The organism is Kitasatospora sp. NPDC058243 (genome assembly GCF_042882025.1).
GTDB lineage: Bacteria > Actinomycetota > Actinomycetes > Streptomycetales > Streptomycetaceae > Kitasatospora.
The window spans coordinates 74,346-98,313 of sequence record NZ_JBHVWW010000027.1; the positions used below are offsets into that span (position 1 = coordinate 74,346).

Annotated in this window: 22 protein-coding genes and 5 tRNA genes; 7 read left to right on the forward strand and 20 right to left on the reverse strand. The window is 72.1% G+C overall.

Going from position 1 to position 23,968, the window contains the following annotated elements; translation table 11 throughout:
• Nucleotides 1–3 precede the first annotated feature (3 nt).
• Nucleotides 4–2,220: an ATP-dependent DNA helicase RecG gene (recG, locus tag ACFVX9_RS19500; protein WP_387982666.1), complete on the reverse strand. Its 2,217-nt coding sequence runs from the start codon at nt 2,218–2,220 to the stop codon at nt 4–6.
• A 51-nt stretch (nt 2,221–2,271) separates the two neighbouring features.
• Nucleotides 2,272–3,903, reverse strand: a complete 1,632-nt coding sequence (locus ACFVX9_RS19505; RefSeq protein WP_380376610.1) for a DAK2 domain-containing protein — start codon at nt 3,901–3,903, stop codon at nt 2,272–2,274.
• Between the two features lie 299 nt (nt 3,904–4,202).
• On the opposite strand from ACFVX9_RS19505, the gene rpmB reads away from it, so the two are divergent.
• Entirely contained in the window at nt 4,203–4,388 is a 186-nt protein-coding gene (gene rpmB / locus ACFVX9_RS19510) for a 50S ribosomal protein L28 (RefSeq protein ID WP_014138233.1), read from the forward strand.
• Nucleotides 4,389–4,569: 181 nt separating this feature from the next.
• On the opposite strand, the gene thiD is transcribed toward rpmB, so the two are convergent.
• The 3 genes from thiD to ACFVX9_RS19525 form a co-directional block, all read right to left on the reverse strand.
• Entirely contained in the window at nt 4,570–5,415 is an 846-nt protein-coding gene (gene thiD, locus ACFVX9_RS19515) for a bifunctional hydroxymethylpyrimidine kinase/phosphomethylpyrimidine kinase (RefSeq protein ID WP_387982668.1), read from the reverse strand.
• A gap of 23 nt (nt 5,416–5,438) precedes the next feature.
• Nucleotides 5,439–6,464 (reverse strand): 6-phosphofructokinase, encoded by a 1,026-nt coding sequence (locus tag ACFVX9_RS19520; protein ID WP_063347703.1) that lies wholly within the window; start codon nt 6,462–6,464, stop codon nt 5,439–5,441.
• A 196-nt stretch (nt 6,465–6,660) separates the two neighbouring features.
• The gene (locus ACFVX9_RS19525; protein WP_063347704.1) at nt 6,661–7,626 is read right to left on the reverse strand and encodes a thiamine-phosphate kinase; all 966 of its coding nucleotides are present in this window, start codon (nt 7,624–7,626) and stop codon (nt 6,661–6,663) included.
• Nucleotides 7,627–7,832: 206 nt separating this feature from the next.
• On the opposite strand from ACFVX9_RS19525, the gene ACFVX9_RS19530 reads away from it, so the two are divergent.
• Both ACFVX9_RS19530 and ACFVX9_RS19535 read left to right on the forward strand, forming a co-directional pair.
• The gene (locus tag ACFVX9_RS19530) at nt 7,833–8,066 is read left to right on the forward strand and encodes an Lrp/AsnC ligand binding domain-containing protein (RefSeq protein ID WP_363375953.1); all 234 of its coding nucleotides are present in this window, start codon (nt 7,833–7,835) and stop codon (nt 8,064–8,066) included.
• Nucleotides 8,067–8,086: 20 nt separating this feature from the next.
• Entirely contained in the window at nt 8,087–8,605 is a 519-nt protein-coding gene (locus tag ACFVX9_RS19535; protein ID WP_387982671.1) for a DUF3515 domain-containing protein, read from the forward strand.
• Nucleotides 8,606–8,671: 66 nt separating this feature from the next.
• On the opposite strand, the gene ACFVX9_RS19540 is transcribed toward ACFVX9_RS19535, so the two are convergent.
• The 3 genes from ACFVX9_RS19540 to ACFVX9_RS19550 form a co-directional block, all read right to left on the reverse strand.
• Entirely contained in the window at nt 8,672–9,817 is a 1,146-nt protein-coding gene (locus ACFVX9_RS19540) for a D-alanine--D-alanine ligase family protein (protein WP_363375958.1), read from the reverse strand.
• Between the two features lie 90 nt (nt 9,818–9,907).
• On the reverse strand, nt 9,908–10,891 hold the full coding sequence (locus tag ACFVX9_RS19545) for an NAD(P)H-dependent glycerol-3-phosphate dehydrogenase (protein ID WP_079135606.1): 984 nt from the start codon (nt 10,889–10,891) through the stop codon (nt 9,908–9,910).
• Nucleotides 10,892–10,905: 14 nt separating this feature from the next.
• Nucleotides 10,906–11,730, reverse strand: a complete 825-nt coding sequence (locus ACFVX9_RS19550) for a 1-acyl-sn-glycerol-3-phosphate acyltransferase (RefSeq protein WP_063347708.1) — start codon at nt 11,728–11,730, stop codon at nt 10,906–10,908.
• Between the two features lie 232 nt (nt 11,731–11,962).
• Here ACFVX9_RS19550 and cofC point away from each other — a divergent pair, with 232 nt between their 5' ends.
• Complete coding sequence (cofC, locus tag ACFVX9_RS19555) at nt 11,963–12,646, forward strand: 2-phospho-L-lactate guanylyltransferase (protein ID WP_387982673.1); 684 nt, start codon at nt 11,963–11,965, stop codon at nt 12,644–12,646.
• A gap of 56 nt (nt 12,647–12,702) precedes the next feature.
• Nucleotides 12,703–12,924 (forward strand): hypothetical protein, encoded by a 222-nt coding sequence (locus ACFVX9_RS19560; protein ID WP_063347710.1) that lies wholly within the window; start codon nt 12,703–12,705, stop codon nt 12,922–12,924.
• A 206-nt stretch (nt 12,925–13,130) separates the two neighbouring features.
• Here ACFVX9_RS19560 and ACFVX9_RS19565 read toward each other — a convergent pair whose 3' ends face one another.
• The 4 genes from ACFVX9_RS19565 to leuC form a co-directional block, all read right to left on the reverse strand.
• Nucleotides 13,131–13,847: an HU family DNA-binding protein gene (locus ACFVX9_RS19565; RefSeq protein WP_063347711.1), complete on the reverse strand. Its 717-nt coding sequence runs from the start codon at nt 13,845–13,847 to the stop codon at nt 13,131–13,133.
• A gap of 133 nt (nt 13,848–13,980) precedes the next feature.
• Nucleotides 13,981–14,328 carry a hypothetical protein gene (locus tag ACFVX9_RS19570; protein ID WP_371517045.1) on the reverse strand — a complete coding sequence of 116 codons (348 nt, stop codon included), beginning with the start codon at nt 14,326–14,328 and terminating at the stop codon, nt 13,981–13,983.
• Nucleotides 14,329–14,509: 181 nt separating this feature from the next.
• Nucleotides 14,510–15,106 (reverse strand): 3-isopropylmalate dehydratase small subunit, encoded by a 597-nt coding sequence (leuD, locus tag ACFVX9_RS19575; protein WP_063347712.1) that lies wholly within the window; start codon nt 15,104–15,106, stop codon nt 14,510–14,512.
• Nucleotides 15,107–15,111: 5 nt separating this feature from the next.
• Nucleotides 15,112–16,548, reverse strand: coding sequence for a 3-isopropylmalate dehydratase large subunit (gene leuC, locus ACFVX9_RS19580; RefSeq protein WP_380482306.1), 1,437 nt, complete (start codon nt 16,546–16,548; stop codon nt 15,112–15,114).
• Nucleotides 16,549–16,780: 232 nt separating this feature from the next.
• Here leuC and ACFVX9_RS19585 point away from each other — a divergent pair, with 232 nt between their 5' ends.
• Nucleotides 16,781–17,494 (forward strand): IclR family transcriptional regulator, encoded by a 714-nt coding sequence (locus tag ACFVX9_RS19585; RefSeq protein ID WP_063347714.1) that lies wholly within the window; start codon nt 16,781–16,783, stop codon nt 17,492–17,494.
• A gap of 105 nt (nt 17,495–17,599) precedes the next feature.
• On the opposite strand, the gene ACFVX9_RS19590 is transcribed toward ACFVX9_RS19585, so the two are convergent.
• The 8 genes from ACFVX9_RS19590 to ACFVX9_RS19625 all read right to left on the reverse strand — a co-directional run bounded on the left by ACFVX9_RS19590 (nt 17,600) and on the right by ACFVX9_RS19625 (nt 21,191).
• Nucleotides 17,600–17,674: transfer RNA gene (locus ACFVX9_RS19590), tRNA-Gln, on the reverse strand.
• 49 nt (nt 17,675–17,723) lie between these two features.
• Nucleotides 17,724–17,796, reverse strand: a tRNA-Glu gene (locus ACFVX9_RS19595).
• A 26-nt stretch (nt 17,797–17,822) separates the two neighbouring features.
• A tRNA-Glu gene (locus ACFVX9_RS19600) sits at nt 17,823–17,895 on the reverse strand.
• Between the two features lie 27 nt (nt 17,896–17,922).
• Nucleotides 17,923–17,995 (reverse strand) — tRNA-Glu (locus ACFVX9_RS19605).
• Nucleotides 17,996–18,032: 37 nt separating this feature from the next.
• Nucleotides 18,033–18,104: transfer RNA gene (locus ACFVX9_RS19610), tRNA-Gln, on the reverse strand.
• 252 nt (nt 18,105–18,356) lie between these two features.
• Nucleotides 18,357–19,880, reverse strand: a complete 1,524-nt coding sequence (gltX, locus tag ACFVX9_RS19615; protein ID WP_363375967.1) for a glutamate--tRNA ligase — start codon at nt 19,878–19,880, stop codon at nt 18,357–18,359.
• Complete coding sequence (locus tag ACFVX9_RS19620) at nt 19,873–20,673, reverse strand: fumarylacetoacetate hydrolase family protein (protein ID WP_063347716.1); 801 nt, start codon at nt 20,671–20,673, stop codon at nt 19,873–19,875. Before ACFVX9_RS19620 ends, gltX begins: the two co-directional genes overlap by 8 nt.
• A gap of 245 nt (nt 20,674–20,918) precedes the next feature.
• A complete protein-coding gene (locus ACFVX9_RS19625; protein ID WP_347878533.1) occupies nt 20,919–21,191 on the reverse strand; it encodes a hypothetical protein in 273 nt (90 codons plus the stop codon).
• Nucleotides 21,192–21,781: 590 nt separating this feature from the next.
• On the opposite strand from ACFVX9_RS19625, the gene ACFVX9_RS19630 reads away from it, so the two are divergent.
• On the forward strand, nt 21,782–23,968 hold a 2,187-nt coding region (locus ACFVX9_RS19630; protein WP_387982676.1), incomplete at its 3' end, for a nitrate- and nitrite sensing domain-containing protein.

A 23,968-nucleotide genomic window follows, 5' to 3' on the forward strand; every position in this document is an offset into this window, starting at 1 on the left:
CGCTCAGCCCTTCTCCATGTAGGCCGCGCGGTCCTCGTCGAGCAGGCTCTCCAGCGCGGTGCGCAGCTCCGGGTGGGCGGCCAGCTCGCGGTCCTCGGCGACCAGCCGGGTGGCCTCCGTCCGGGCGGTGAGGATGACCTCCTCGTCCTCCAGCACCGAGAGCACCTTGAGCGAGGACTTCACCCCGGACTGCGCCTGGCCCAGCACGTCGCCCTCGCGGCGCTGTTCGAGGTCGATCCGGGACAGCTCGAAGCCGTCCAGGGTGCCGGCCACCGCGTCCAGCCGGGCCCGGGCGGCGCTGCCCGCGGGCATGTCGCTGACCAGCAGGCACAGGCCCGCGGCGCTGCCGCGGCCGACCCGGCCGCGCAACTGGTGGAGCTGGGAGACGCCGAAGCGGTCGGCGTCCATGATGACCATCGCGGTCGAGTTGGGGACGTTGACGCCGACCTCGATGACGGTGGTGGCGACCAGCACGTCCACCTCGCCGGCCGTGAACCGGCGCATCACCTCGTCCTTGGCCTCCGGAGCCAGCCGGCCGTGCAGGATCTCCACCCGCAGGCCCTTCAACGGACCCTCGACCAGCTTCCCGGCGGTCTCCACCACCGAGAGCGGGGGCCGCCGTTCGTCGCTCCCGGCACCGGCGTCGGCGACGTCCTCCAGGTCCTCCTCGGCCGCCTTCCGCTTCTTCTTCGGCTCGGCGGCGGGCTCCTCGTCCCCGATCCGGGGGCAGACCACGTACGCCTGGTGGCCCTTGGCGACCTCCTCGCGCACGCGCTCCCAGGCCCGGGTGAGGAAGTTGGGCTTCTCCAGCGCGGGGACGACGTGGGTGGAGATCGGCGAGCGGCCGGCCGGCAGCTGGTCGAGGACGGAGGTCTCCAAGTCCCCGAAGACGGTCATCGCGACGGTGCGCGGGATCGGGGTGGCGGTCATCACCAGCAGGTGCGGCGGCTGTTCGCCCTTGGCGCGCAGGGCGTCCCGCTGTTCGACGCCGAAGCGGTGCTGCTCGTCGACCACGACCAGGCCGAGGTCCTGGAACTGGACCTTGTCCTCGATCAGCGCGTGGGTGCCGATGGCGATGCCCGCGTCGCCGCAGGCCATGTCGAGCAGCGCCTGGCGGCGGGCCGGGACGCCCATGGAGCCGGTCAGCAGCACCACCCGGGTGCCGAGGTCGGAGCCGCCGAGCATGCCGCCCTCCGCCAGGTCTCCCATCATCTCGACGATCGAGCGGTGGTGCTGCTGGGCCAGCACCTCGGTGGGCGCGAGCAGCACCGCCTGGCCGTCCGCGTCGACCACGGCGAGCATGGCGCGCAGCGCGACCAGGGTCTTGCCGGAGCCGACCTCGCCCTGGAGCAGCCGGTGCATCGGGTGCTCGCTCGCGAGGTCGGCGGCGATCTCGGCGGACACCTTCTGCTGGCCCTCGGTGAGGGTGAACGGCAGCCGGGCGTCGAAGGCGTCCAGCAGGCCGCCCGCGCGGGCCCGGCGCGGGACGGCGGGCAGCGCGGACTCGGCGGCCCGGCGCTGGGCCAGGGCGACCTGGAGGACGAAGGCCTCGTCCCAGCGCAGCCGGCTCTGGGCGAGCTCGCGGTCGGCCTGGCCGCGTGGGCGGTGGATCAGCTCCAGCGCCTCGGGCAACGGGATCAGCCCGTGCCGCTCGCGCAGTTCGGCGGGCAGTGGCTCGCCGACGTCGCCCAGGTGCTTGGTGAGGGCCGTCTCGATGCAGATCGACAGCTTCCAGCTGGGCATCTGCGCGCTGGCGCCGTAGACCGGGATGAGCCGGCCGGCGAACTGCCGGGCGGCGTCCGACCCGGCCTCCTCGTCGAGCAGCTGGTAGTCCGGCGAGACCAGCTGGCGGCTGCGGTTGAAGACGCCGACCTTGCCCGCGAACAGGCCCTGGGCGCCGGACTTGAGCTCCTTCTGCCGCCAGCCCTGGTTGAAGAAGACCAGCGAGAGCCGGCTGCGGCCGTCGGTGACGACGACCTCCAGCCGGTCGCCCTTGCGGCCGCGGAACGGGATCAGGGTGACCTTCTCGATCCGGGCCAGCACGGTGACGTGCTCGTCGATCTCCAGCTCGTCCAGGCTGGTGAGCTGGCCGCGTTCGACGTAGCGGCGCGGATAGTGGTGCAGCAGGTCCCCGACCGTGCGCAGCTTGAGGCTGTCGGCGAGCACCTTCGCGGTGCGGTCGCCGACGAGTTTGGTCAGTGGTTCATCGAGAGCGCCCATCAGGCCCCTGTCTACACCACGGGGCCGACATTCCGGGCCCCGCGGCGTGCCCTACTCCACCCCGATGAGCAGCGGCGCGGACTCCTGGCCGCCGTGGAAGACCACCGCGTCGACCTCGGGCCGCCGGTGCCGGGCGTGCGCCACCAGGCGGTCGGCGAGCGCCTCGTCGGCGCCCTCGCCGAGGACCAGGGTGACGAGTTCGCCACCCGCGCCGAGCATCCGGTCCAGCACGCTCGCCCCGACCTCGGCCAGCCCGGTGCCGATCACCGCGACGTCGCCGTCGATCAGGCCGAGCACGTCCCCGGCCTGGCAGACCCCGGCCATCGTCCAGGACTCCCCCTCGGCCACGGCGAGTTCGGCGTACCGGGTGGCGCCGGCCGCGGAGGTCATGGCGACCACGTCCTCGTCGAAGCGGCGGCCGCCCTCGTGCACCGCGAGCGCCGCCAGGCCCTGCACCGGCGAGCGGGTCGGCAGCACGGCGATCCGCACGCCCTCCTCGCGCAGCTGGTCGGCGGCGGCCCCGGCGGCAGCACGCAGTTCGGGGTCGTTGAGCAGCAGGACGACCTCGCGGGCGGCCGAGCGGCGCACGGCGGCGGCGAGTTCGGCACTGGCCGGCGGGCGGTCCGGGTCGGCGTGCAGGGCGACGGCGCCGGCCTGCTCGCACAGCTCGGCCAGCCCCTCGCCGGACACCACGCAGAGCACCGCGCGGGCCCGTTCCCGGCGTTCGCCGCGCTCGGCGGCGCTGCCGGCCCGGGCGGCGGCCTCGGCGAAGTGCGTGATCCGGATCTGGTGCGGCCGCCCGGCCTCGACCCCCGCCTCGACGGCGGCGCCCGCGTCGTCCACGTGGACGTGCACGTTCCACAGGCCGTCGCCGCCGCCGACCACCAGGGAGTCACCGAGCGCGCCGAGCCGCTCGCGCAGCGCGGGCAGGGCCTCGTCGGGCGCGTCGAGCAGGTAGATCACCTCGAACGCGGGGTGGCCGGGGCCCGGCGGCCTCAGGTGCACCGCGCAGCTCTCGACCGCCCGGACGTCCCCGCGCAGCGCGACCGGGCCCATCGGCTGCTGCCCGGCGACGGCGTCGGCGAGCGCGCCGAGCACGGCGACCAGGCCGCGCCCGCCGGCGTCCACGACCCCGTTCTCGGCCAGCACGGCGAGCTGTTCGGGGGTATGCCGCAGCGCGTCCCGGGCGGCCCGGTAGGCGGTGTCGGCGACCTGCGCGAGTCCGCCCCCGGCCCGGACGGCCTCCCGGGCGGCGACCCGGGCGACGGTCAGCAGGGTGCCCTCGACGGGCTCCGCGACGGCCTGGTAGGCGGAGTCGGCGGCCCGTTGCAGGGCGGCCCGCAGCTGGTCGGCGCCGCCGCCCTCGGCGAGCGTCTCGGCGGTGCCGCGCAGCCACTGGGCGAGGATCACCCCGGAGTTGCCGCGGGCGCCGACCAGCGCGCCGCGGGCCATCGCCCGCGCGGTGTCGGCCAGGCCGGGGGCCGGGTCGGCGGCGGGGTCGGCGAAGCGGCTCTCCACCTCGGCGGCGGCGGACTCGACGGTCAGGTAGAGGTTGGTGCCGGTGTCGCCGTCCGGGACGGGATAGACGTTGAGCGCGTCGATCTCCTCGCGGGCCTGGCCGAGCGCACGCAGGGCGAGCTGGCACCAGGTGCGCACCGCCGGGGCGTCGAGCGTGTGCAGCACCAGGTCTCCTCCGGGTGGGACGCCGCGACGGCCTGCGGGGCAGCAGCACGGCCAAGGCCGCGGCGAGGGGTGATACCGGCAGGTTATCGGGGGCCGGGGAGGGTCGCCCGGACCGGCGACCGGAGCGATCACCCTGCCGGACATGGTAGTTTCGTTGAACCGGAACAGGCGTTGTATGCTCTTCCGGTTGCCTGGAACAATCCAGGCTCACCCCTCGGTCCGGTCAGGTTCACGCGAGTGCTCCGCTGGTCCAGCGGGGTTGTCGAACGTAAATGATCTGAAGTCTTGGAGTGACTCCTGTGGCTGCCAACTGCGACGTCTGCGGCAAGGGGCCGGGCTTCGGCAACAGCATCTCCCACTCGCACCGCCGTACCCCCCGTCGTTGGAACCCCAACATTCAGACGGTGCGCGCTGTGATTGGGCGGACGCCGAAGCGGCTCAACGTCTGCACCTCGTGCATCAAGGCCGGTAAGGTCTCGCGCTGACGCGCAGACCGGCATGCCGGTCCTCCAGTGAAGCCGGTTCATCCTCGGATGAACCGGCTTCACTGTTTTTCCTGCCTCGCTTTCCGGCCGCCGCTTTCCCGCCGCTGTTGTCCCGCCGCACCCGTGTTTCCCGCCACACCCGTGGTGGGGGGCGGGCCCGGGGGCCCGCCCACCGGCCGGGTCAGCGCCAGCGCCAGGCGTGGTCGACCGGGCCGATCCCGGCGCCGAGCGCGAAGCCACCGGCGATCGCGCCGGTGATGTACGCCTTGGCCGAGCCGACCGCCTCCGGCAGCGGCTCGCCCTTGGCCAGCCCGGCCGCGATCGCGCTGGCCAGGGTGCAACCGGTGCCGTGGGTGTGCCGGTTGTCGTAGCGCGGCGCCCGGTACCAGTACACCTCGCCGGGCCCGCCGTAGAGCAGGTCCGCGGCCTCGCCCTCCAGGTGGCCGCCCTTGACCAGCGCCCAGCGCGGCCCGAGGTCGAGCAACGCCTTGGCGGCGTCCAGCATCTGCCCCTCGTCCTCGACGGTCCGGCCGGTGAGCTGGGTCACTTCGTGCAGGTTGGGGGTGGCCAGGGTGGCGAGCGGCAGCAGCCGCTCGCGGACGGTGGCGACGGCCTCGGCGGCCAGCAGGGCGTCCCCGTGCTTGGAGACGCCGACCGGGTCGACGACCACCGGGGCGTCCACCCCGGCCAGCAGTTCGGAGACGGTCTCGACCAGTTCGATCGAGGCGAGCATGCCGGTCTTCACGGCCTGCACCCCGATGTCGTCGACCACACTGCGGAACTGCGCCCGGACGGCCTCGGCGGGCAGCTCCCAGTAGCCCTGGACGCCGAGCGAGTTCTGCGCGGTGACGGCGGTGATCACGCTCATGCCGTGGACGCCGAGGGCGAGCATCGCCTTGAGGTCGGCCTGGATGCCGGCGCCACCGCCGGAGTCGGAGCCGGCGACGGTGAGCACACGGGGAGGGGCAGTAGAGGGGCCGCGCGCAGCGCGACGGCCAAGGGCGGGGGTGGGAGACGGGTGGGCCATGAGGTCAACCTACCTGCGCGCGTTCAGAGCACGGCCTCGGACTCCACCCAGCGGTCCTCCGGCACCGTCTTCAGCCGGGTCACCGCGTCGGCGATCGGCACCAGCTCGATCCCGGTCCGGCGCAGCGCGGTGAAGTGGCCGAACGCGCCCTGGTGGACGGCCTCGACGGCGTGCCAGCCGAAGCGGGTGGCGAGCACGCGGTCCCGGGCGGTCGGGGTGCCGCCGCGCTGGGTGTGCCCGAGGATGACCGGGCGGGCCTCCTTGCCGAGCAGGTTCTCCAGTTCGTGGGCGAGCCGGTTTCCGATCCCGCCGAAGGTCCGGTGGCCGTACTGGTCGACCTCGCCGTGGTCGAAGCGCATGGTGCCGGGCATCGGGGCGGCGCCCTCCGCGACGGCGATGATGGCGAACTTCTTGCCGCGGTCGAAGCGGTCGTCGACCATCCGGGCCACCGCCTCGATGTCGAAGGGCTTCTCCGGGATGAGGATGCCGTGCGCGCCGCCGGCCATGCCCGCGGTGAGGGTGATCCAGCCGGTGTGACGGCCCATCAACTCGACGACCATGACGCGCTGGTGGGATTCCGCGGTGGTCTTGAGCCGGTCGATCGCCTCGGTCGCGACGTGCACCGCGGTGTCGAAGCCGAAGGTGGCGTCGGTGGCGTTGATGTCGTTGTCGATGGTCTTGGGCACCCCGACGACCGGCAGTCCGGCGTCGCTGAACAGCCTGGCGGCGGTCAGTGTGCCCTCGCCGCCGATCGCGATGAGCGCGTCGATGCCGATGTCCCGGGCCAGCGTCTTCGCGTTCTCCACCGCCCAGGAGATCCGCTCGCGCTGCACCCGGGCGGAGCCCAGGACGGTGCCGCCGAGGGTGAGCAGGCCGGTGACGTCGTCGTGCGAGACCGGCCGGGTGCGGCCTTCGATCAGGCCGAGGAAGCCGTCCAGGATGCCGACGATCTCGTCGCCGTGCACGTCCGTGCCCCGGTGCACGACGGAGCGGATCACCGCGTTGAGGCCGGGGCAGTCGCCGCCGCTGGTCAGTACACCGATACGCATGACTGGGTGCGCTCCCGCTCGCAGTGGTTCAGACCACCCACAGCAGACGGCGGGCGGGCTCGGTTGTCGCCAGCCTACGCAAAACGGACCCGCGAAGCCCGTGCGCCGCGAGTGCGGGGGTCACGCGCCGCCCGCCGCGCGCCGGTGTCCGGGGGTCACCCGCCGTGTGCCGTACGACAATCGGCGCGGCCGCCCGTCACTCGGCGAAGTGGTCCCAGCCGCCGACCCGGTCCCAGGGCGCGCCGTCCACCGTCACCCGGCCGCTGCGGCTGCCCCGGGGGCGGCCGGTCACCTCGCCCACCACCCGCCAGCGGGCCGGGAGTTGGACCCCGCGCGGGAAGGTCGCCACGATCGCGTGGTCCTCGCCGCCGGACAGCACCCAGACCAACGGGTCCACCCCGACCGCCTGTCCGATGTCGGCCATCTGCGCCGGGACGTCGAAGTCGGCGGCCTTCAGGTCGATGTCCACCGCGCTGGCCCGGGCCACGTGGCCGAGGTCGGCGACCAGTCCGTCGCTCACGTCGATCATCGAGGTCGCGCCCAACTCGGCGCCGGCCGGGCCCGCGTGGTACGGCGGCTCGGGCCGGCGGTGCGCCTCGACGAAGGCGCGGGGGGAGCGGAAGCCGCGTTGCAGCACGGTGAGTCCGGCGGCCGACCAGCCGAGCCAGCCGGTCACCGCGACCACGTCGCCGACCTGCGCACCGGCGCGCGTCACCGGGGCGCGCCCCTGGAGGTCGCCGAGCGCCGTGATGGCCAGCGTGACGGTGTCGCCGCGCACCACGTCGCCGCCGACCACCGTCGCCCCGGCCACCTGGCACTCGTCGCGCAGCCCGTCCATCAGCTCGGTGGCCCAGGTGGTGGGCAGGTCGGCGGGGGCGACCAGGCCGAGCAGTATCGCGGTGGGCACCGCTCCCATGGCGGCCACGTCGGCGAGGTTCTGGGCGGCGGCCTTGCGGCCCACGTCGTAGGCGGTGGACCAGTCCCGGCGGAAGTGCCGGTTCTCGATCAGGACGTCCGTGGTGGCCACCACCCGGCCGTCCGGGGCCTTCACCACCGCGGCGTCGTCACCGGGGCCGAGGTCGACCGCGTCGGTGAGCGGCACCCGGGCGGTCAGCTCCCTGATGAGACCGAACTCGCCGAGCTCGCCCACGGTCCCCTGCATCTGCCGTCCTCTCGCATGTCCATACTGAACTCGTCCCCGTCGCGCCCCCGCGCGCAGCGTACGCCCTTCCGGGGTGTCGGGGTCTCCCCTCCCCGGCCCACCGCGCGGTAGCGTGGTGATCAGACTGCCGGTGAGCCCGTTCCCACCCCGACGACCGTCCGGGCGCTCACGGCGGCGATCCCCGTAACCGGCCGCCGGAGGTCCCCGTGGTACAGGCATACATCCTGATCCAGACCGAGGTCGGCAAGGCCACCGCCGTGGCCCAGTCGATCTCCGAGATTCCCGGCGTCCTCCAGGCCGAGGACGTCACCGGCCCGTACGACGTCATCGTCCGGGCCGAGGCCGACACCGTGGACGACCTGGGCCGCCTGGTGGTGGCCAAGGTCCAGCAGGTGGAGGGCATCACCCGCACCCTCACCTGTCCGGTGGTGCACCTGTAAGGCCCGGCTACCATCGGCGGGTGGCCAGAGAACTCCGAATCCCCCGGGCGCTGACGGCACTGCCGGCGCCCGTCCGCTGGCTGGCCCTGCCGCTCGCCCTGACCTGCACGGTCGTCGTGCTGCTCGGCAGTTGGGGCTCCGCCGACGAATCGGTGGCGGCCCCCCGGCCGGGCGGCAAGGCGGCCGAGTACTGCCGCGCGCTGGCCGCGGCCCTGCCGCAGGAGCTGCTCGGCCACGCCCGCAAGGACCCGTCGCCCGCCTCTCCGTACGTGGCCGCGTGGGCCAGCTCGCCCCGCACGGTGCTGCGTTGCGGGATCGACCGTCCGGAGGAACTGGACGGCGAGCACGCCAAGGACTGGTCGCCGACCGTGGACGACGTCACCTGGTGGTCGCAGAAGCTCACCGACGGCGGCTACCGCTTCGTGGCGACCATGCGCGCCGCCTACGTCGAGGTGACCGTCCCGGCCGGGGCCGCGGCCAACCCCTTCGACCCGGCCGCCGCCCTCACCGGCGCGGTGAAGGCCACCGTCCCGGGCTGAGCCCGCGAGGGCGCCGAGAGGGCGGGCCGGGAGCTTCCCGGCCCGCCCTCCGTCGTTCGCGTGCGGCTACCGCAGGCCGGTCGAGCGGCGCAGCGCCGCCTGGAGCAGCCGGTCGATCAGCTCCGGGTAGGACAGCCCGGTGGCCTCCCACATCTTCGGGTAGGCCGAGATCGGGGTGAAGCCGGGCATGGTGTTGATCTCGTTGACCATCCAGGTGCCGTCCTCCAGCAGGAAGAAGTCCACCCGGGCCAGGCCCTCGCAGCCGAGCGCGTCGAACGCGGCCACCGCCTGGCGGCGGATCTCGGCGGTCTGCCCGTCGTCGAGCTTCGCCGGGATCTGCACCTCGGACGAGTCGATGTACTTGGCCTCGAAGTCGTAGAAGTCGAAGCCGTCGCCGACCAGCACCTCGGCCGGGAGGCTGGCCTTCGGGCCGTCCTCGGTCTCCAGCACGCCGCACTCGATCTCGCGGCCGCTCACGCCGGCCTCGATGATCAGCTTGGGGTCGTGCCGGCGGGCCTCCTCGATCGCGGCGTCGAGGTCGGCGAGGTCCTTGACCTTGGTGATGCCCATGCTGGAACCGGCCCGGCAGGGCTTCACGAACAGCGGCAGGCCGAGTTCGGCGGCCCGCTCGCGCACCGCGGCGCGGCCGGCCTCGCTCTCCCAGTCGCGCGGCCGCACGATGGTGTACCGGCCGACGCCCAGGCCGTGCGAGGCCAGGATCCGCTTGGTGAACTCCTTGTCCATGCCGACCGCGCTGGAGAGCACGCCGTTGCCGACGTAGGGCACGCCGGACAGCTCCAGCAGGCCTTGCAGGGTGCCGTCCTCGCCCCAGGGGCCGTGCAGCAGCGGGAACACCACGTCGACCTCGCCGAGGGCCTTGGGGGTGCTGCCCGGCTCGCTCAGGACGACCTCCCGGTCGCCCGGGGCGATCGGCAGCGCGACCTGCCCGTCCACGGACTCGGCGACGCCCGTGACGTCCGGCATCCGGCCGTCGGTGATGGCCATCCGGGCGGGCTCGTCGCTGACCAGCGCCCAGCGGCCCTCGGGGGTGATCCCGATCGGGAGCACCTCGTACTTCTCGCGGTCGATCGCCTTGAGCACGCTGCCGGCGGTGACCACCGAGACGCCGTGCTCGGAGCTGCGTCCGCCGAAGACCAGCGCGACGCGCGGCTTCGCAGCGGACGGGTTCGGGGAGGACTGTTCGATGCTCATATCGGGTTTGAGACTACCGTGCGAAGGGTTTCCGGGGCGTCAGCCGCCCCCGGCCACCGCCCCGGACCACCGCCGCGCCGTCAGCGCCGCTCAGCGCCGCTCGGCCTTCGCCGAACGGGACATCAGGGCCTGGAGCGCCTCCTGGGTGGGCCGCCCGTTGTGCACGACGTCCACCACCGCCTCGACGATCGGCATGTCGACGCCGTTGCGCCGGGCCAGGTCGAGCACCGACTCGCAGGACTTGACGCCCTCCGCGGTCTGCCGGGTCGCCGCAATGGTCTCCGCGAGCGACATGCCCCGGCCCAGGTTCATGCCGAAGGTGTTGTTGCGCGACAGCGGCGAGGAGCAGGTGGCGACCAGGTCGCCCATCCCGGCGAGCCCGGCGAAGGTGTGCGGGTCGGCGCCGAGCACCTCGCCGAGCCGGGTGGTCTCGGCCAGCCCGCGGGTGATCAGCGTCGCCTTGGTGTTGTCGCCGAGCCCCATGCCGGCCGCCATGCCGACCGCCAGGCCGATCACGTTCTTGACCGCGCCGCCGAGCTCGCAGCCCAGCACGTCGGTGTTGGTGTACGGGCGGAAGTACGGCGTGTGGCAGGCCGCCTGGAGCCGCTTGGCGACCGCCTCGTCCGCACAGGCGACGACGCTGGCGGCGGGCTGCCGGTTGGCGATCTCCCGGGCCAGGTTGGGCCCGCTGACCACTGCGACGCGCTCCGGGCCGACCTTGGTGACCTCGTCGATCACCTCGCTCATCCGCTTGGCGGTGCCGAGTTCGATGCCCTTCATCAGGCTCACCAGCACGGTCTGCGGCTCGATCAGCGGCGTCCAGGCGGCCAGGTTGTCGCGCAGCGTCTGCGAGGGCACCACCAGGACGGCGAAGTCGGCGCCGGCCAACGCCTCGGCGGCGTCGGTGGTGGCCCGGACGGAGCCCGGCAGCGGCACGCCCGGCAGGTAGTCCGGGTTCTCGTGCGTGGTGTTGATGGCGTCGACGAGTTCCTGGCGGCGGGCCCACAGGACGACGTCACTGCCCGCGTCGGCCAGCACCATCGCGAAGGCGGTGCCCCACGAGCCCGTCCCCATCACTGCGCAGCGGGTCACCGGCCGCCCTCCTCGTCGTCGTTTCCGCCCTTGGCGCGCCGGCGTTCGGCGGCGGCCGCGGCGGCGCGGTTCCGGGCGGCCTTGCGCATGTCGTAGCGCTCGGCCGGCGGCTCCTCGCCGCGGACGTCGGCCAGCACGGCGGTGATCGCCGTCATGATGTCCTCGGTGGCGTCGCCCAGCACCTGGGCGGTGAGCTCCTGGCCCCGGTACTTGCTCAGGTCCACCGCGGGCCCCGCCGCCACGGTGACCCGGTGGCGCGGGAAGAGGTTGAACTTGCCCTTCCCGAAGCCCGGCCGGCCGTACGGCGGGATGATCTCGTGCGCTCCCCAGTGCGCGACCGGGATGACCGGCGCGCCGGTCATCAGCGCGACCCGGGCGACGCCGCTCTTGCCGGTCATCGGCCACAGGTCCGGGTCCCGGGTGAGCGTGCCCTCCGGGTAGAACTGCACGCACTGGCCGCCGTTGACGGCGTCGATAGCGGCCCGGAAAGCCTGCGCGGCATCGGTGGACTCGCGGAACACCGGAATCTGGCCGGTCTTGCGCAGCATGAATCCGATGAAGGGAATCGAGAACAGCGAGGACTTGCCGAGAATGCGCGGCGGACGGCCGCTGTTGTACTGCCAGTGCGCGTAGATCACCGGGTCGATGATCGAATTGTGGTTCACCGCGGCGATGAAGCCGCCTTCCTTCGGAAGGTGCTCCCAGCCCCGCCAGTCGGGCTTCACCAGCGCGGTCGTCACCGGCTTCACCAGCACGGCCGCGAAGCGGTACCAGATGCCGTAGTCGGCGTTGCCGAACTTGGCGTACGAGCGGCGGGCCACCCCAGGTCCTCCTCATCCGAAGCGGCACGTGGGGTGCCGCGGTCATAACCTCCCGGTACCGCGCACCGGTACGGGACCGGTGCCCGGATCACGGGTGCGGAACAGTCTCGCCCGGCTGCTCACCGGCTGTCGAGCGACCGCACCAACCCGCCCGGCAGGCGTGATCAAACGCACGTCCGCACAGATCGGACGGCCTGGCGAGGGCTCCGGGACCGGCGTCACAATGACGCCGATGACCCAGGACACCGTACGCCCCAACGGGCCCGTCGCGCCCCCCGCACCCACCACCGACTGGTCGCTGGTGCTGCCGCTCAAGCCGCTCGCCCTCGCGAAGAGCCGACTGGCCCCGTACGCCGGGCCGCACCGGGCGGACCTCGCGCTGTCCTTCGCGCTCGACACCGCCACCGCCGCGCTGGCCACCCCGGGCGTCGCCCGGGTCCTGGTGGTCACCCGGGACGCGGCGGCCGGCGCCCGGCTGGCGGCGCTGGGCGCGGTGGTGGTCGCCGACGAACCCGGCGAGGGCCTCAACGAGGCGCTGGTGCACGGCGCGGCGGCCGCCCTGGCACTCGCCCCGCGCTCGCCGCTGGCCGCCCTCTCGGCGGACCTGCCGGCCCTGCGCCCGGTCGAACTGGCCCGGGTGCTGGGCGCGGTGCCACCGGACGGCCGGGCCTTCCTGCCGGACTCCCCCGGCCTCGGCACCACGCTGCTCGCCTGCACCCCCGGCCGCCCGCTCTCCCCCGCCTTCGGGGACGGCTCACGGGCCCGGCACGCGGCCGGCGGAGCACTCGAACTGCGCCTGGCGGACGTGGAGTCGGTGCGCCGGGACGTCGACACCGGCGCGGACCTCGGCGAGGCCGCGGTGCTCGGCCTCGGCCCGTACACCAGCGCCCTGTTCGCCCGGCTGGCGCGGGCCTGACCGGCGCCCCGCAGGACGCCGCCCGGCCGGTCGGGGCAGCTCGCTATGCTGCTGCCATGCAGGCCACCGCGTTCACCTTCGACCCCGCCACCCGGGCCGGCTCCGTGCTGCTCGACGACGGGACCCCGGTGCCGTTCGACGCGGCCGCCTTCGACGCCGGCGGTCTGCGGCTGCTGCGGCCGGGCCAGCGGGTACGGATCCGCACCGAGGGCGCCGGCGAGGCCCGCCGGGTGGTCTTCGTGACGCTGCAGACCTTCCCCGACCCCGCCGCGGGCTGACCGTCCTCCACTGACCGTCCCCCCGCTGGTCCTCCCCCGCCGTCCGGCACGCCCGCCTTCGCGTTCCGTGCCTGGTCACCGTCGGTCGGAGAATCCTGACTAAGCGCCCGGAAATCGAAAGAGCCGCGGCGACCCGGTCTCCGCAATTCACGGAGGGGGGTGCCGCGGCTCTCTGCCGAAGGCCGTCCGAGGACCGCTGCGCGGGACTACTTGGCAGAGGTCTTGCGCGCGGTGGTCTTGCGGGTGGCGGTCTTCTTCGCCGGAGCCGTCTTCTTGGCCGTCGCGGTCGCCTTCTTGGCGGTCGCGGTGGTCTTCTTGGCGGCGGCGGTGGTGGTCGCCTTCTTGGCGGCGGCGGCCGTCTTCTTGGTCGCGGTCGCGGTGGTCTTCTTCGCGGCGGCGGTGGTGGTCGCCTTCTTGGCGGCGGCGGCCGTCTTCTTGGTCGCGGTCGCGGTGGTCTTCTTGGCCGCGGCCGTGGTGGTCGCCTTCTTGGCGGCGGCCTTCTTGGCCGGAGCAGCGGCGGCGGCGGCCGTGGCGGCACGCTTGGTCGCGGCGCGCTTGGCGGCCGGGGTCGCGGCGACGCCGCTCTTGCCCGGGGTGAGGGAGCCCTTGGGGGCCTTCTTCACCGAGGGGCCTTCCTTCGGCAGCTTCTTGCTGCCGCTGACCAGGTCCTTGAAGCCCTGGCCGGGACGGAAGCGGGGCACCGAGGTCTTCTTGACCTTGACCTTCTCGCCGGTCTGCGGGTTGCGGGCGAAGCGCGCGGAGCGCTCCACCTTCTCGAAGGTGCCGAAACCAGTGACCGAAACCCGGTCACCGGCCACAACGGCACGGACCATGGTGTCGAGCACTGCGTCGACGGCCTCTGCGGCAGCCTTGCGACCGCCCAGCTGCTCGGCCACCGCTTCGACAAGCTGAGCCTTGTTCACGTCTTCCCCTTCGGAAACGGGCGCCGGATGATTCCATCCGTTCTTTTCGCACGTTAGGTATGTATCTGCGGACTTTCAATTACCAAACGCGCGAATCACCCTAGTGTCGCAATGGATTTGCGCGTCGGCGACCTCAGGCGACGGGCGGGCGCCCCTCGTCGAGGTCATGTACAAAGCGACTCAACCGCCTTGCCGCCTCCGGAAGATCGCGCTTGGCGGTCTCGGTGACGATGAGGAGTTGACGGGAGAGAGCGGTCTTTGCATCGGCAGACACGTTCAGCGCATGCACGCGGGCGTGAGCTTGCTTCAACCGCTCGGCCACAAGCGCGTAGAGCGCTGCGACTTCCTGGTCGTCCGGCCCCTCAGCTGGTGCGGAGGCGACGTCCGGCCGATCGTCAATTCGGCGTTCGGATCCCCGGCCCACGGACTCCGGAGCCGCGGGTTCGCCGCCCGCGTACGGAGGTTCATGGTGCCGGTGCATGTACTGATTGTGCCATCTACCCGCAGTTGTACTTGCGCGGGGCCCTCTCCGGCAAAGCCAAATGGGCAATCCGGGGTGGGCCGCGGCGCTAACTCGTGCTCCGGAACGGCGGATGGCCCGCCCCCCCGAAGGGGAGGCGGGCCATCCGGTGGATCGCCAGAATGCTTGTTCTGAGGGGATCTCAGGCAACCGGCAGAGTACGGGGCTTGAAGGCCGGACGGGTCGCTTCGAAGGTCGCGATGTCGGCCTCGTTCCGCAGGGTGATGCTGATGTCGTCCAGCCCGTTGAGCAGCCGCCACCGGACGTTGTCGTCCAGTTCGAAAGACGCGGTGACGCCCTCGGCCCGGACTTCGCGGGCTTCCAGATCAACGGTGATCTCGGCCGAAGGGTTACTCTCGGTGAGCGCCCAGAGCCGTTCCACGGTCTCTTGCGGCAGGACGACCGTCAGCAGTCCGTTCTTCAGGGAATTCCCACGGAAGATGTCCGCGAAGCGCGACGAGATGACCGCGTGGAAGCCGTAGTTCTGCAGCGCCCAGACGGCGTGCTCGCGGGAGGAGCCGGTGCCGAACTCCGGGCCGGCCACCAGGACCGTGGCGCCCTGTCGCTCGGGCCGGTTGAGGATGAACGACTCGTCCTTGCGCCAGGCCTCGAAAAGGCCGCCCTCGAAACCGGAACGGGTGACCTTCTTGAGCCAGTGGGCCGGGATGATCTGGTCGGTGTCCACGTTCGAGCGCCGCAGCGGAACGGCCCGGCCGGTGTGGGTGGTGAACTTCTCCATGGTTCTCAGGCCTCCACAGCCACGTTGGTGTCCGCCAGGTCGGAGGGCAGATCGGACGGTGCGGCCAGACGGCCCAGGACGGCGGTCGCGGCGGCGACCTGCGGGGACACCAGGTGGGTCCGGCCGCCCTTGCCCTGCCGGCCCTCGAAGTTGCGGTTCGAGGTGGAGGCGCAGCGCTCGCCGGGGGCGAGCTGGTCGGGGTTCATGCCCAGGCACATCGAGCAGCCCGCGTGGCGCCACTCGGCGCCGGCCGCGGTGAACACCTTGTCCAGGCCCTCCTCCACGGCTTGCAGGGCGACCCGGACGGAGCCCGGGACGACCAGCATCCGTACGCCGTCGGCGATCCGGCGGCCCTCCACGACGGCGGCGGCGGCGCGCAGGTCCTCGATCCGGCCGTTGGTGCAGGAGCCGACGAAGACGGCGTCGACGCTGACCTCGCGCAGCGGGGTGCCGGCCTCCAGGCCCATGTAGGCGAGGGCGTTCTCGGCGGCCGCGCGCTCCTGCGGGTCGGTGAAGGAGGCCGGGTCCGGCACGTCGGAGCCCAGCGGGGCGCCCTGGCCGGGGTTGGTGCCCCAGGTGACGAACGGGGTCAGCGCGGCCGCGTCGATGAAGATCTCGTGGTCGAAGACCGCGTCCTCGTCGGTGCCCAGGGTCGACCAGTACGCGACGGCGGCGTCCCAGTCCTCGCCCTGCGGGGCGTGCGGACGGCCCTTGAGGTAGTCGAAGGTGGTCTCGTCCGGGGCGATCATGCCCGCCCGGGCGCCGGCCTCGATGGACATGTTGCAGATGGTCATCCGGGCCTCCATGGACAGGCCCCGGATCGCCGAACCGCGGTACTCCAGGACGTAGCCCTGGCCGCCGCCGGTGCCGATCTTGGTGATCACGGCCAGGATCAGGTCCTTGGCGGTGACGCCCTCGGGCAGTTCGCCCTCGACCGTGACGGCCATCGTCCGGAACGGCGCCAGCGGCAGCGTCTGGGTGGCCAGCACGTGCTCGACCTGGCTGGTGCCGATGCCGAACGCCAGTGCGCCGAAGGCGCCGTGGGTCGAGGTGTGGGAGTCGCCGCAGACCACGGTCATGCCGGGCTGGGTCAGGCCCAGCTGCGGGCCGACCACGTGCACGACGCCCTGCTCGATGTCGCCGAGCGAGTGGATCCGGACGCCGAACTCGGCGGCGTTGCGGCGCAGCGTCTCCAACTGCACCTTGGACACCGGGTCGGCGATCGGCTTGTCGATGTCGACGGTGGGGGTGTTGTGGTCCTCGGTGGCGATCGTCAGATCGGTGCGGCGGACCGTCCGGCCGGCCAGCCGCAGCCCGTCGAAGGCCTGCGGGCTGGTCACCTCGTGGAGCAGGTGGAGGTCGATGAAGAGCAGGTCGGGCTCTCCCTCCGCGCGCCGCACGACGTGGTCGTCCCAGACCTTCTCTGCGAGTGTCCGTCCCATCGGATTCCCTCCAGCCGGCCGCGTTGCCGGCCTTCTCGTGTCGTCGAGGTCGGAGCTCCCGCCGCCCTGTGGCGGGCGCGTTCTCGCGACCTGCACGCCGGATCGCTGTCCACGATGCGGACACTCTGGTGAGGTCGCATCCTGGATGTCTCCCGGGCTGCTGCATCCAGAGTGGCGCTTTTCCCGGAAGATTGAACTTGCGTCTCGCGGAATGAGACTGCAGTCTTAGGGCATGGACAACTCTAGCGGCGTCGGCGTTCTCGACAAGGCCGCTCTGGTGCTGAGCGCACTGGAGTCGGGCCCCGCCACGTTGGCGGGGCTGGTCGCCGCCACCGGTCTGGCGCGCCCCACGGCCCACCGGCTCGCCGTCGCACTCGAACACCACCGTCTGGTCACCAGGGACATGCAGGGGCGATTCATCCTCGGCCCCCGTCTCTCCGAACTCTCCGCCGCGGCGGGCGAGGACCGGCTGCTCGCCACCGCGGGCCCGGTCCTGACCCACCTGCGCGACGTCACCGGCGAGAGCGCACAGCTCTACCGCCGCCAGGGCGAGATGCGGATCTGCGTAGCCGCCGCCGAGCGGCTCTCCGGCCTGCGGGACACCGTCCCGGTCGGCAGCACCCTGCCGATGAAGGCCGGCTCGGCCGCCCAGGTCCTGCTGGCCTGGGAGGAGCCCGAGCGGCTCCACCGCGGCCTCCAGGGCGCCCGTTTCACCGCCACCGCGCTCAGCGGCGTCCGCCGGCGCGGCTGGGCCCAGTCGATCGGCGAGCGCGAGCCGGGCGTCGCGTCCGTCTCCGCTCCCGTGCGCGGCCCCTCCAACCGCGTGGTGGCCTCCGTCTCCGTCTCCGGCCCGATCGAGCGGCTGACCCGTCACCCGGGCCGCCTGCACGCCCAGGCCATCATCGAGGCCGCGAACCGGCTCACCGAGGCGCTCCGCCGCGGCTGACCGCCGCCATCCGGAAAGGGCCCCGCGCAGCACCACCGCGCGGGGCCCTTCGGAATGCTCCGGGAAATACAAAAAAAGACCCCGGAAACCGGGGCCTTGAATTTCTGGCTGGGGTACCAGGACTCGAACCTAGACTAAATGAACCAGAATCACTCGTGCTGCCAATTACACCATACCCCAACGCAAAGCAAGGGCCGATGGGATAACCCACCGGCTTCATGCTCTGAAGTACCCCCGACCGGATTCGAACCGGCGCTACTGCCGTGAGAGGGCAGCGTGCTAGGCCGCTACACAACGGGGGCTTCCTGGCGATCCCTTGCGGGATCAGTACCCCCGACCGGATTCGAACCGGCGCTACTGCCGTGAGAGGGCAGCGTGCTAGGCCGCTACACAACGGGGGCTTTCCAGGTGATCCCTTGCGGGATCAGTACCCCCGACCGGATTCGAACCGGCGCTACTGCCGTGAGAGGGCAGCGTGCTAGGCCGCTACACAACGGGGGCTTGTTCTTCACTTGTACTGCTGGACTTGCGTACTGCGCTGGGGTACCAGGACTCGAACCTAGACTAAATGAACCAGAATCACTCGTGCTGCCAATTACACCATACCCCACCAGAGTTGAACCCCTGTCGGGGCCTTCTCAGGCGTTGCGCCTCTCGTTCGGGGCCGGGTGGAGGGTTTCGCTCCCTCGTCCGTTCCCTCCCGGGCGGCGCAGAAAGAACATTACCCGACGCCGGCCCCGGCTCCAAAATCGATAACCCCAGGCAGCGGCCGGGCGACCTGGCGGTGACGTCCCGGCGGTGACGTCCGGGCAGGCTGCGGGCCCGGCACGAGGCCGGGCCCGCAGCCTGCTCAGCGGCCCGCTCAGGCGGCCGGCAGGGCCTCCAGGGCGGAGTTCAGCCGGCGCAGCGTCTCGGGGCGCCCGAGCAGCTCCATCGACTCGAACAGCGGCGGCGAGACCCGGCGGCCGGTGACGGCGACCCGCAGCGGCGTGAACGCGAACTTGGGCTTGATGCCCAGCCCGTCCACCAGCGCCTCGCGCAGCGCGGCCTGGATCGGCTCCGGGCTGAAGTCCGCGAGCGCCTCCAGCGCCTTGACGCTGGCCTCCAGCACCGGGCGGGCGTCGGCGGTCAGCGCCTTGGCGGCGTCGTCCGGGTCGACGGTGAAGTCGGCCGGGTCGACGAACAGGAAGCCGGCCATGTTCACGATCTCGCTCAGCACGACCATCCGCTCCTGGGTGAGCGGCGCGATCTTCGCGAGCAGGTCCAGCTGCTCGGCGGTCGGCTCGGCCGGCAGCAGCCCGGGGGCCTGCAGGTACGGCACCAGGCGGCGGACGAAGTCCTCCGGGGCCAGCTTGCGGACGTGCTCGGCGTTGATCGCCTCGCACTTCTTCAGGTCGAAGCGGGCCGGGTTGGCGTTCACCTTGGCGATGTCGAAGGCGGCGACCATCTCGTCGATGCCGAACAGGTCGCGGTCGTCGGCCAGCGACCAGCCCAGCAGGGACAGGTAGTTGAGCAGGCCCTCGGGGATGAAGCCGCGCTCGCGGTACAGGTTGAGCGAGGCCTGCGGGTCGCGCTTGGAGAGCTTCTTGTTCCCCTCGCCCATCACGTACGGCAGGTGGCCGAAGCGCGGGGTGGTGCCGTCGCCGACGCCGATCTCGGCGAGCGCGGCGTACAGCGCGATCTGCCGCGGGGTGGAGGAGAGCAGGTCCTCGCCGCGCAGCACGTGGGTGATGCCCATCAGGGCGTCGTCCACCGGGTTGACCAGGGTGTACAGCGGGGCGCCGTTGGCCCGGACGATGCCGTAGTCCGGCACGTTCTCCGGCTCGAAGGTGAGCGTGCCGCGCACCAGGTCGTCGAAGCTGAGGGTGCGGTCGGGCATCCGGAAGCGCAGGATCGGCTCGCGCTTCTCCAGCTTGTAGACGGCGACCTGCTCGTCCGTCAGCTCGCGGCAGTGGCCGTCGTAGCCGGAGGGCTTGCCGGCCGCGCGGGCGGCCTCGCGGCGGGCGTCCAGCTCCTCGGTGCTGCAGTAGCAGTGGTAGGCGTGGCCGGCCTCGTGCAGGCGGCGGGCGACGTCGGCGTAGATGTCCATCCGCTGGGACTGGCGGTACGGCTCGTGCGGGCCGCCGACCTCCGGGCCCTCGTCCCAGTCGAAGCCGAGCCAGCGCATCGCGTCGAGCAGCTGGTCGTACGACTCCTCGGAGTCGCGGGCCGAGTCGGTGTCCTCGATCCGGAAGACCAGCGTGCCGCCGTTGTGGCGGGCGTAGGCCCAGTTGAAGAGGGCCGTGCGGACCAGGCCCACGTGCGGGTTCCCGGTCGGGGACGGACAGAAACGAACCCGGACGGCCGGGTTGCCCGCGGCGGAGCCGCTGAGCTTTTCACTAGCCACGCTTGATCACCTTGTTGGTGAGAGTGCCGATGCCTTCGATGGAGACGGCGACCTCGTCGCCGACGTTGAGCGGGCCCACCCCTGCGGGCGTGCCGGTGAGGATGACGTCGCCGGGCAGCAGCGTCATGGCCTCGGAGATGTGGACGATCAGCTCGGCGACCGAGCGGACCATCTGGGAGGTGCGGCCGGCCTGCCGGAGCTCGCCGTTGACCGTGCAGGTGACGGCGAGGTCGGCCGGGTCCAGGTCGGTCTCGATCCACGGGCCCAGCGGGCAGGAGGTGTCGAAGCCCTTGGCCCGGGCCCACTGGCCCTCGCGCTTCTGCACGTCCCGGGCGGTGACGTCGTTGGCGCAGGTGTAGCCGAGGATCACCTCGGGCACCCGGTCCAGCGGCACCTCGCGGCACATCCGGCCGATCACCACGGCGAGTTCGGCCTCGTGCTGGACGTCCGAGGAGAACGGCGGGTACGCGATGTTCTCGGTCGGGCCGATCACCGAGGTGGACGGCTTGAAGAAGGTGAGCGGCACGTCCGGGACGTCGTTGCCCAGTTCGGCGGCGTGCGCCGCGAAGTTGCGGCCGACCGCCACGATCTTGTTGGGGAGCATCGGGCTGAGCAGCCGGACGTCCTGGAAGCGGTAACTCTCGCCGGTCGGCTGGGGCTGGCCGAACGGGTGGCCGGCCAGCGCGTGGACGACCAGCGAGTCGGGCTGGGAAGGGTCGCCCTCCACCACGCCGAAGGAGACGCTGCCGGCGGCAGGGCTCCCTTCCCGGACGGAAAACCTGGCAATGCGCACGGCTGGGATACCCCTCGCTTCGTCGACCGCCCGGGGCGCGCCCGGGCGCTGGTGGGCGCCTCGCCCACGGTGGGCGCGGCCCCGTCAATCGTCGTCCAGGCTATCGCGTGGGGCCCCGGCTGACCGCTTTACCCCTGTTCAGCGCGGTCGGGCCGCGAGCCCCGGCGACCGCCCGGGAACGCCGCAGGGCGCCGCGGCCGCCCTCGGTGGCGCGGCCGCGACGCCCTGTCGGAGCGGGGGTCGGGTCAGTCCTGCACGACGACGGGCGCCGGGGCGACCATCAGCTGGGTGCGGCGCGGGTTGGCGGTGCTGGCCGGCAGCTCGGTGCCGTAGGTGACGGCGTCCTCGGGCTTGCGGGCACCCGGGATCGTACTGAAGTCCGCGACCGAGGCCAGCGTCGTCCGGCGCGGGTTCGCCGTGGAGCGGCAGGGCAGCGTGGACTTGGTGGCGGCCTTCTTCGCCTGGGACATCGAGAGCACCTCGTGGTCGCGGCCGGTCGGATCGCGGCGGATCGTCACCGGCCTGATTGATTCCGAATGATTCGGAGGGGTTCTGGGCAGGCTGATCGGGGCCGTGCTCCGGAGACAGCCAGGTTACGAGATCTCATTCCACAGGGACCGTGACCAAAGCTACACATTAGACTGTGATTTTGATCACAAATTCATGAGCGAATTGCAGATATCCGACATATCGCCGCAACGGTATTTTCCGGCATATCTCCGATAACGGTCATTCCGGAAGGTCTGTGACTCTTTTCGATCTCGGGCCGGGTTGGCATGTATCCGGCGAGTGTCCGAAAAATGCGGTATTCCGGTCCTGTTACGGCACAGTCAGTGAAGTCACGCACGCGTTCGGTAGCGCCGCGCGGCGTGTCCTGGCGGCCCTTGTTGGGATTCCCCGGCTGTGCTGGAATGCCACGGACCGTGGGTAGGGAGAAGTCCACCCCGGCGACGCGCTCACCCGGACCAGCCGGGGAGCGGAAGGAAACTCGACACCGTCCGGTCCGCGGCGACGCGGCGGGACGCCCGGTCCAGAGGTTGCGACGCCAGTGCAGGGACGTTTCAAAAGGGGTAGCGGCGCCGCGGGTAACCCGGAGTCGCACGAGCCCGTGGCAGCCCCCCAGCAGGCGGCGGCTCCCGGCAGCCCGGCCGAGCCGGTGGTCCCCGAGGCCCCCGGCCACCCGGAGGACGACGGCCAGGAACGGAAGTCCGCCCGGGACAAGCTCCGGACCACCCTGACCCGGCGACGGGCCACCGGTCTGAGCCGGCTCGCGATGCGCAACTGGCGCATCCGGACCCGACTGATCGCCCTGCTCGCCCTGCCCGTCCTGGTCTCCCTGGTCCTCGGTGGCCTGCGGATCCAGGCCTCGATGCAGAACTCGCAGCAGCTCTCCCAGATGGCCAACCTGTCCGACCTGGCCAAGAAGGCGACCAACCTCGCGGACGCCCTGCAGACCGAGCGCGACATCAGCGCCGGCTACATCACCGCGCGCCCCAACGACCCGCTCGACGACGACATCGTCACCGCCCGCAGGGCCACCGACGACCTGAGCCGCACCTTCACCGCGTCCTCGGACAAGTTCGAGAACCTCGAACTCTCGGGCGGGAAGGCGCTGCTGTTCCAGATCCGCAGGGACCTGAACTCGATCTCGGACGCGCGCAACACGCCGTACCAGAACAACCAGAACATCCAGTCGACGATCACCGCCTACGACGTGATCATCCGCGACCTGCTGGCCATCACCCAGGACATCGCGCTCGCGTCGAACAACACGGACCTGCTCGTCGCGACCCGCTCGCTGCAGCAGTTCTCGCTGGCCAAGAACGCCACCTCGCAGCAGCGCGCCCTGATCGGCGCCGCACTCGCCAACCCCAAGGGCCCCGACCTCAGCCCCAGCGACGAGTCCTTCGGCATCCGCCTGCGCACCTCGTACGACAACTCGCTCACCAGCTTCAACAACATCTACACCGCGCACGACCTGGACAACCTGCGCGGCCAGCTCAGCTACAACTCGGTGATCGCCGACGCCGACCGGTACGCGCGCTCGATCCTCCAGCCGAGCGGTATCCACCAGACCGACCCGGTGACCTACAAGGACTGGTACGAGAAGGCCAGCGCCAAGATCACCGCCGAGCGCCGGATCGAGTCCAAGCTCATCGAGGACCTCGACGGCAAGGCCCAGGACCTCCAGTCCCAGGCCGACACCGAGGCCATCATCATCGGTGCCGCCATCGCCCTGGTGCTGCTCGTCGCCCTCGGTGGCGCCGGTCTGATCGCCCGCTCGATGGTGCGCTCGCTGACCCGGCTGCAGGCCGCGGCCGAGGACGTCGCCGAGCGCCGCCTGCCCGAGCTGGTCAAGACCCTCTCCGAGAGCGACCCGCACGACGTCGACACGACGGTCGAACCGGTGGCCGTCGACTCCACCGACGAGATCGGCCACGTGGCGCACGCCTTCGACATGGTGCACAGCGAGGCCGTCCGCCTCGCCGCCGAGCAGGCCCTCCTGCGCGGCAACATCAACGCGATGTTCACCAACCTCTCGCGCCGCAGCCAGGGCCTCATCCAGCGCCAGCTGTCGCTCATCTCCGAACTGGAGAGCCGCGAGGCCGACCCGGACCAGCTGGCCAACCTCTTCAAGCTGGACCACCTCGCGACCCGCATGCGCCGCAACGGCGAGAACCTCCTCGTCCTCGCCGGTGAGGACCCGGGCCGCCGCTGGACCAGGCCCGTCCCGCTGGTCGACGTGCTCCGCGCCGCCGCCTCCGAGGTGGAGCAGTACGAGCGCATCGAACTCGCCGCCGTGCCGTCGGCCGAGGTCGCCGGCCGCGTCGTCAACGACCTCGTCCACCTGCTCGCCGAGCTGCTGGAGAACGCCACCTCGTTCTCCAGCCCGCAGACCCGCGTCCGGGTCACCGGCCACGCGCTGCCCGACGGCCGCGTCCTGGTCGAGATCCACGACACCGGCATCGGCCTGAGCCCCGACGACCTCGCCGAGATCAACGAGCGCCTCGCCAACCCGCCGACGGTGGACGTCTCGGTCTCCCGCCGCATGGGCCTCTTCGTGGTCGGCCGCCTGTCCCTGCGACACGGCATCCGCATCCAGCTGCGCCCCAGCGACTCCGGCGGCACCACCGCGCTGGTCATGCTCCCGGTCGACGTCACCAACTCCGCCGACCGCCGCGGCCCCGCCCGGCCCGGCCCCGCCCAGGCCAAGCAGCAGCGCGGGGTCGCCCCGACGCCGCGCCAGCAGCGCCAGGTGCCGCCCGGCCAGGGCGGCCCGGCCGCGCTCGGCCAG

Excerpts from the sequence above, each read along its gene's own strand:
- recG (WP_387982666.1), bottom strand. The coding sequence starts at position 2,220 with ATGGGCGCTCTCGATGAACCACTGACCAAACTCGTCGGCGACCGCACC.
- thiD (WP_387982668.1), bottom strand. The coding sequence starts at position 5,415 with ATGGCCCACCCGTCTCCCACCCCCGCCCTTGGCCGTCGCGCTGCGCGC.
- ACFVX9_RS19520 (WP_063347703.1), bottom strand. The coding sequence starts at position 6,464 with ATGCGTATCGGTGTACTGACCAGCGGCGGCGACTGCCCCGGCCTCAAC.
- ACFVX9_RS19525 (WP_063347704.1), bottom strand. The coding sequence starts at position 7,626 with ATGCAGGGGACCGTGGGCGAGCTCGGCGAGTTCGGTCTCATCAGGGAG.
- ACFVX9_RS19540 (WP_363375958.1), bottom strand. The coding sequence starts at position 9,817 with ATGAGCATCGAACAGTCCTCCCCGAACCCGTCCGCTGCGAAGCCGCGC.
- ACFVX9_RS19545 (WP_079135606.1), bottom strand. The coding sequence starts at position 10,891 with ATGGGGACGGGCTCGTGGGGCACCGCCTTCGCGATGGTGCTGGCCGAC.
- cofC (WP_387982673.1), top strand. The coding sequence starts at position 11,963 with ATGACCCAGGACACCGTACGCCCCAACGGGCCCGTCGCGCCCCCCGCA.
- ACFVX9_RS19560 (WP_063347710.1), top strand. The coding sequence starts at position 12,703 with ATGCAGGCCACCGCGTTCACCTTCGACCCCGCCACCCGGGCCGGCTCC.
- ACFVX9_RS19570 (WP_371517045.1), bottom strand. The coding sequence starts at position 14,328 with ATGCACCGGCACCATGAACCTCCGTACGCGGGCGGCGAACCCGCGGCT.
- leuD (WP_063347712.1), bottom strand. The coding sequence starts at position 15,106 with ATGGAGAAGTTCACCACCCACACCGGCCGGGCCGTTCCGCTGCGGCGC.
- leuC (WP_380482306.1), bottom strand. The coding sequence starts at position 16,548 with ATGGGACGGACACTCGCAGAGAAGGTCTGGGACGACCACGTCGTGCGG.
- ACFVX9_RS19585 (WP_063347714.1), top strand. The coding sequence starts at position 16,781 with ATGGACAACTCTAGCGGCGTCGGCGTTCTCGACAAGGCCGCTCTGGTG.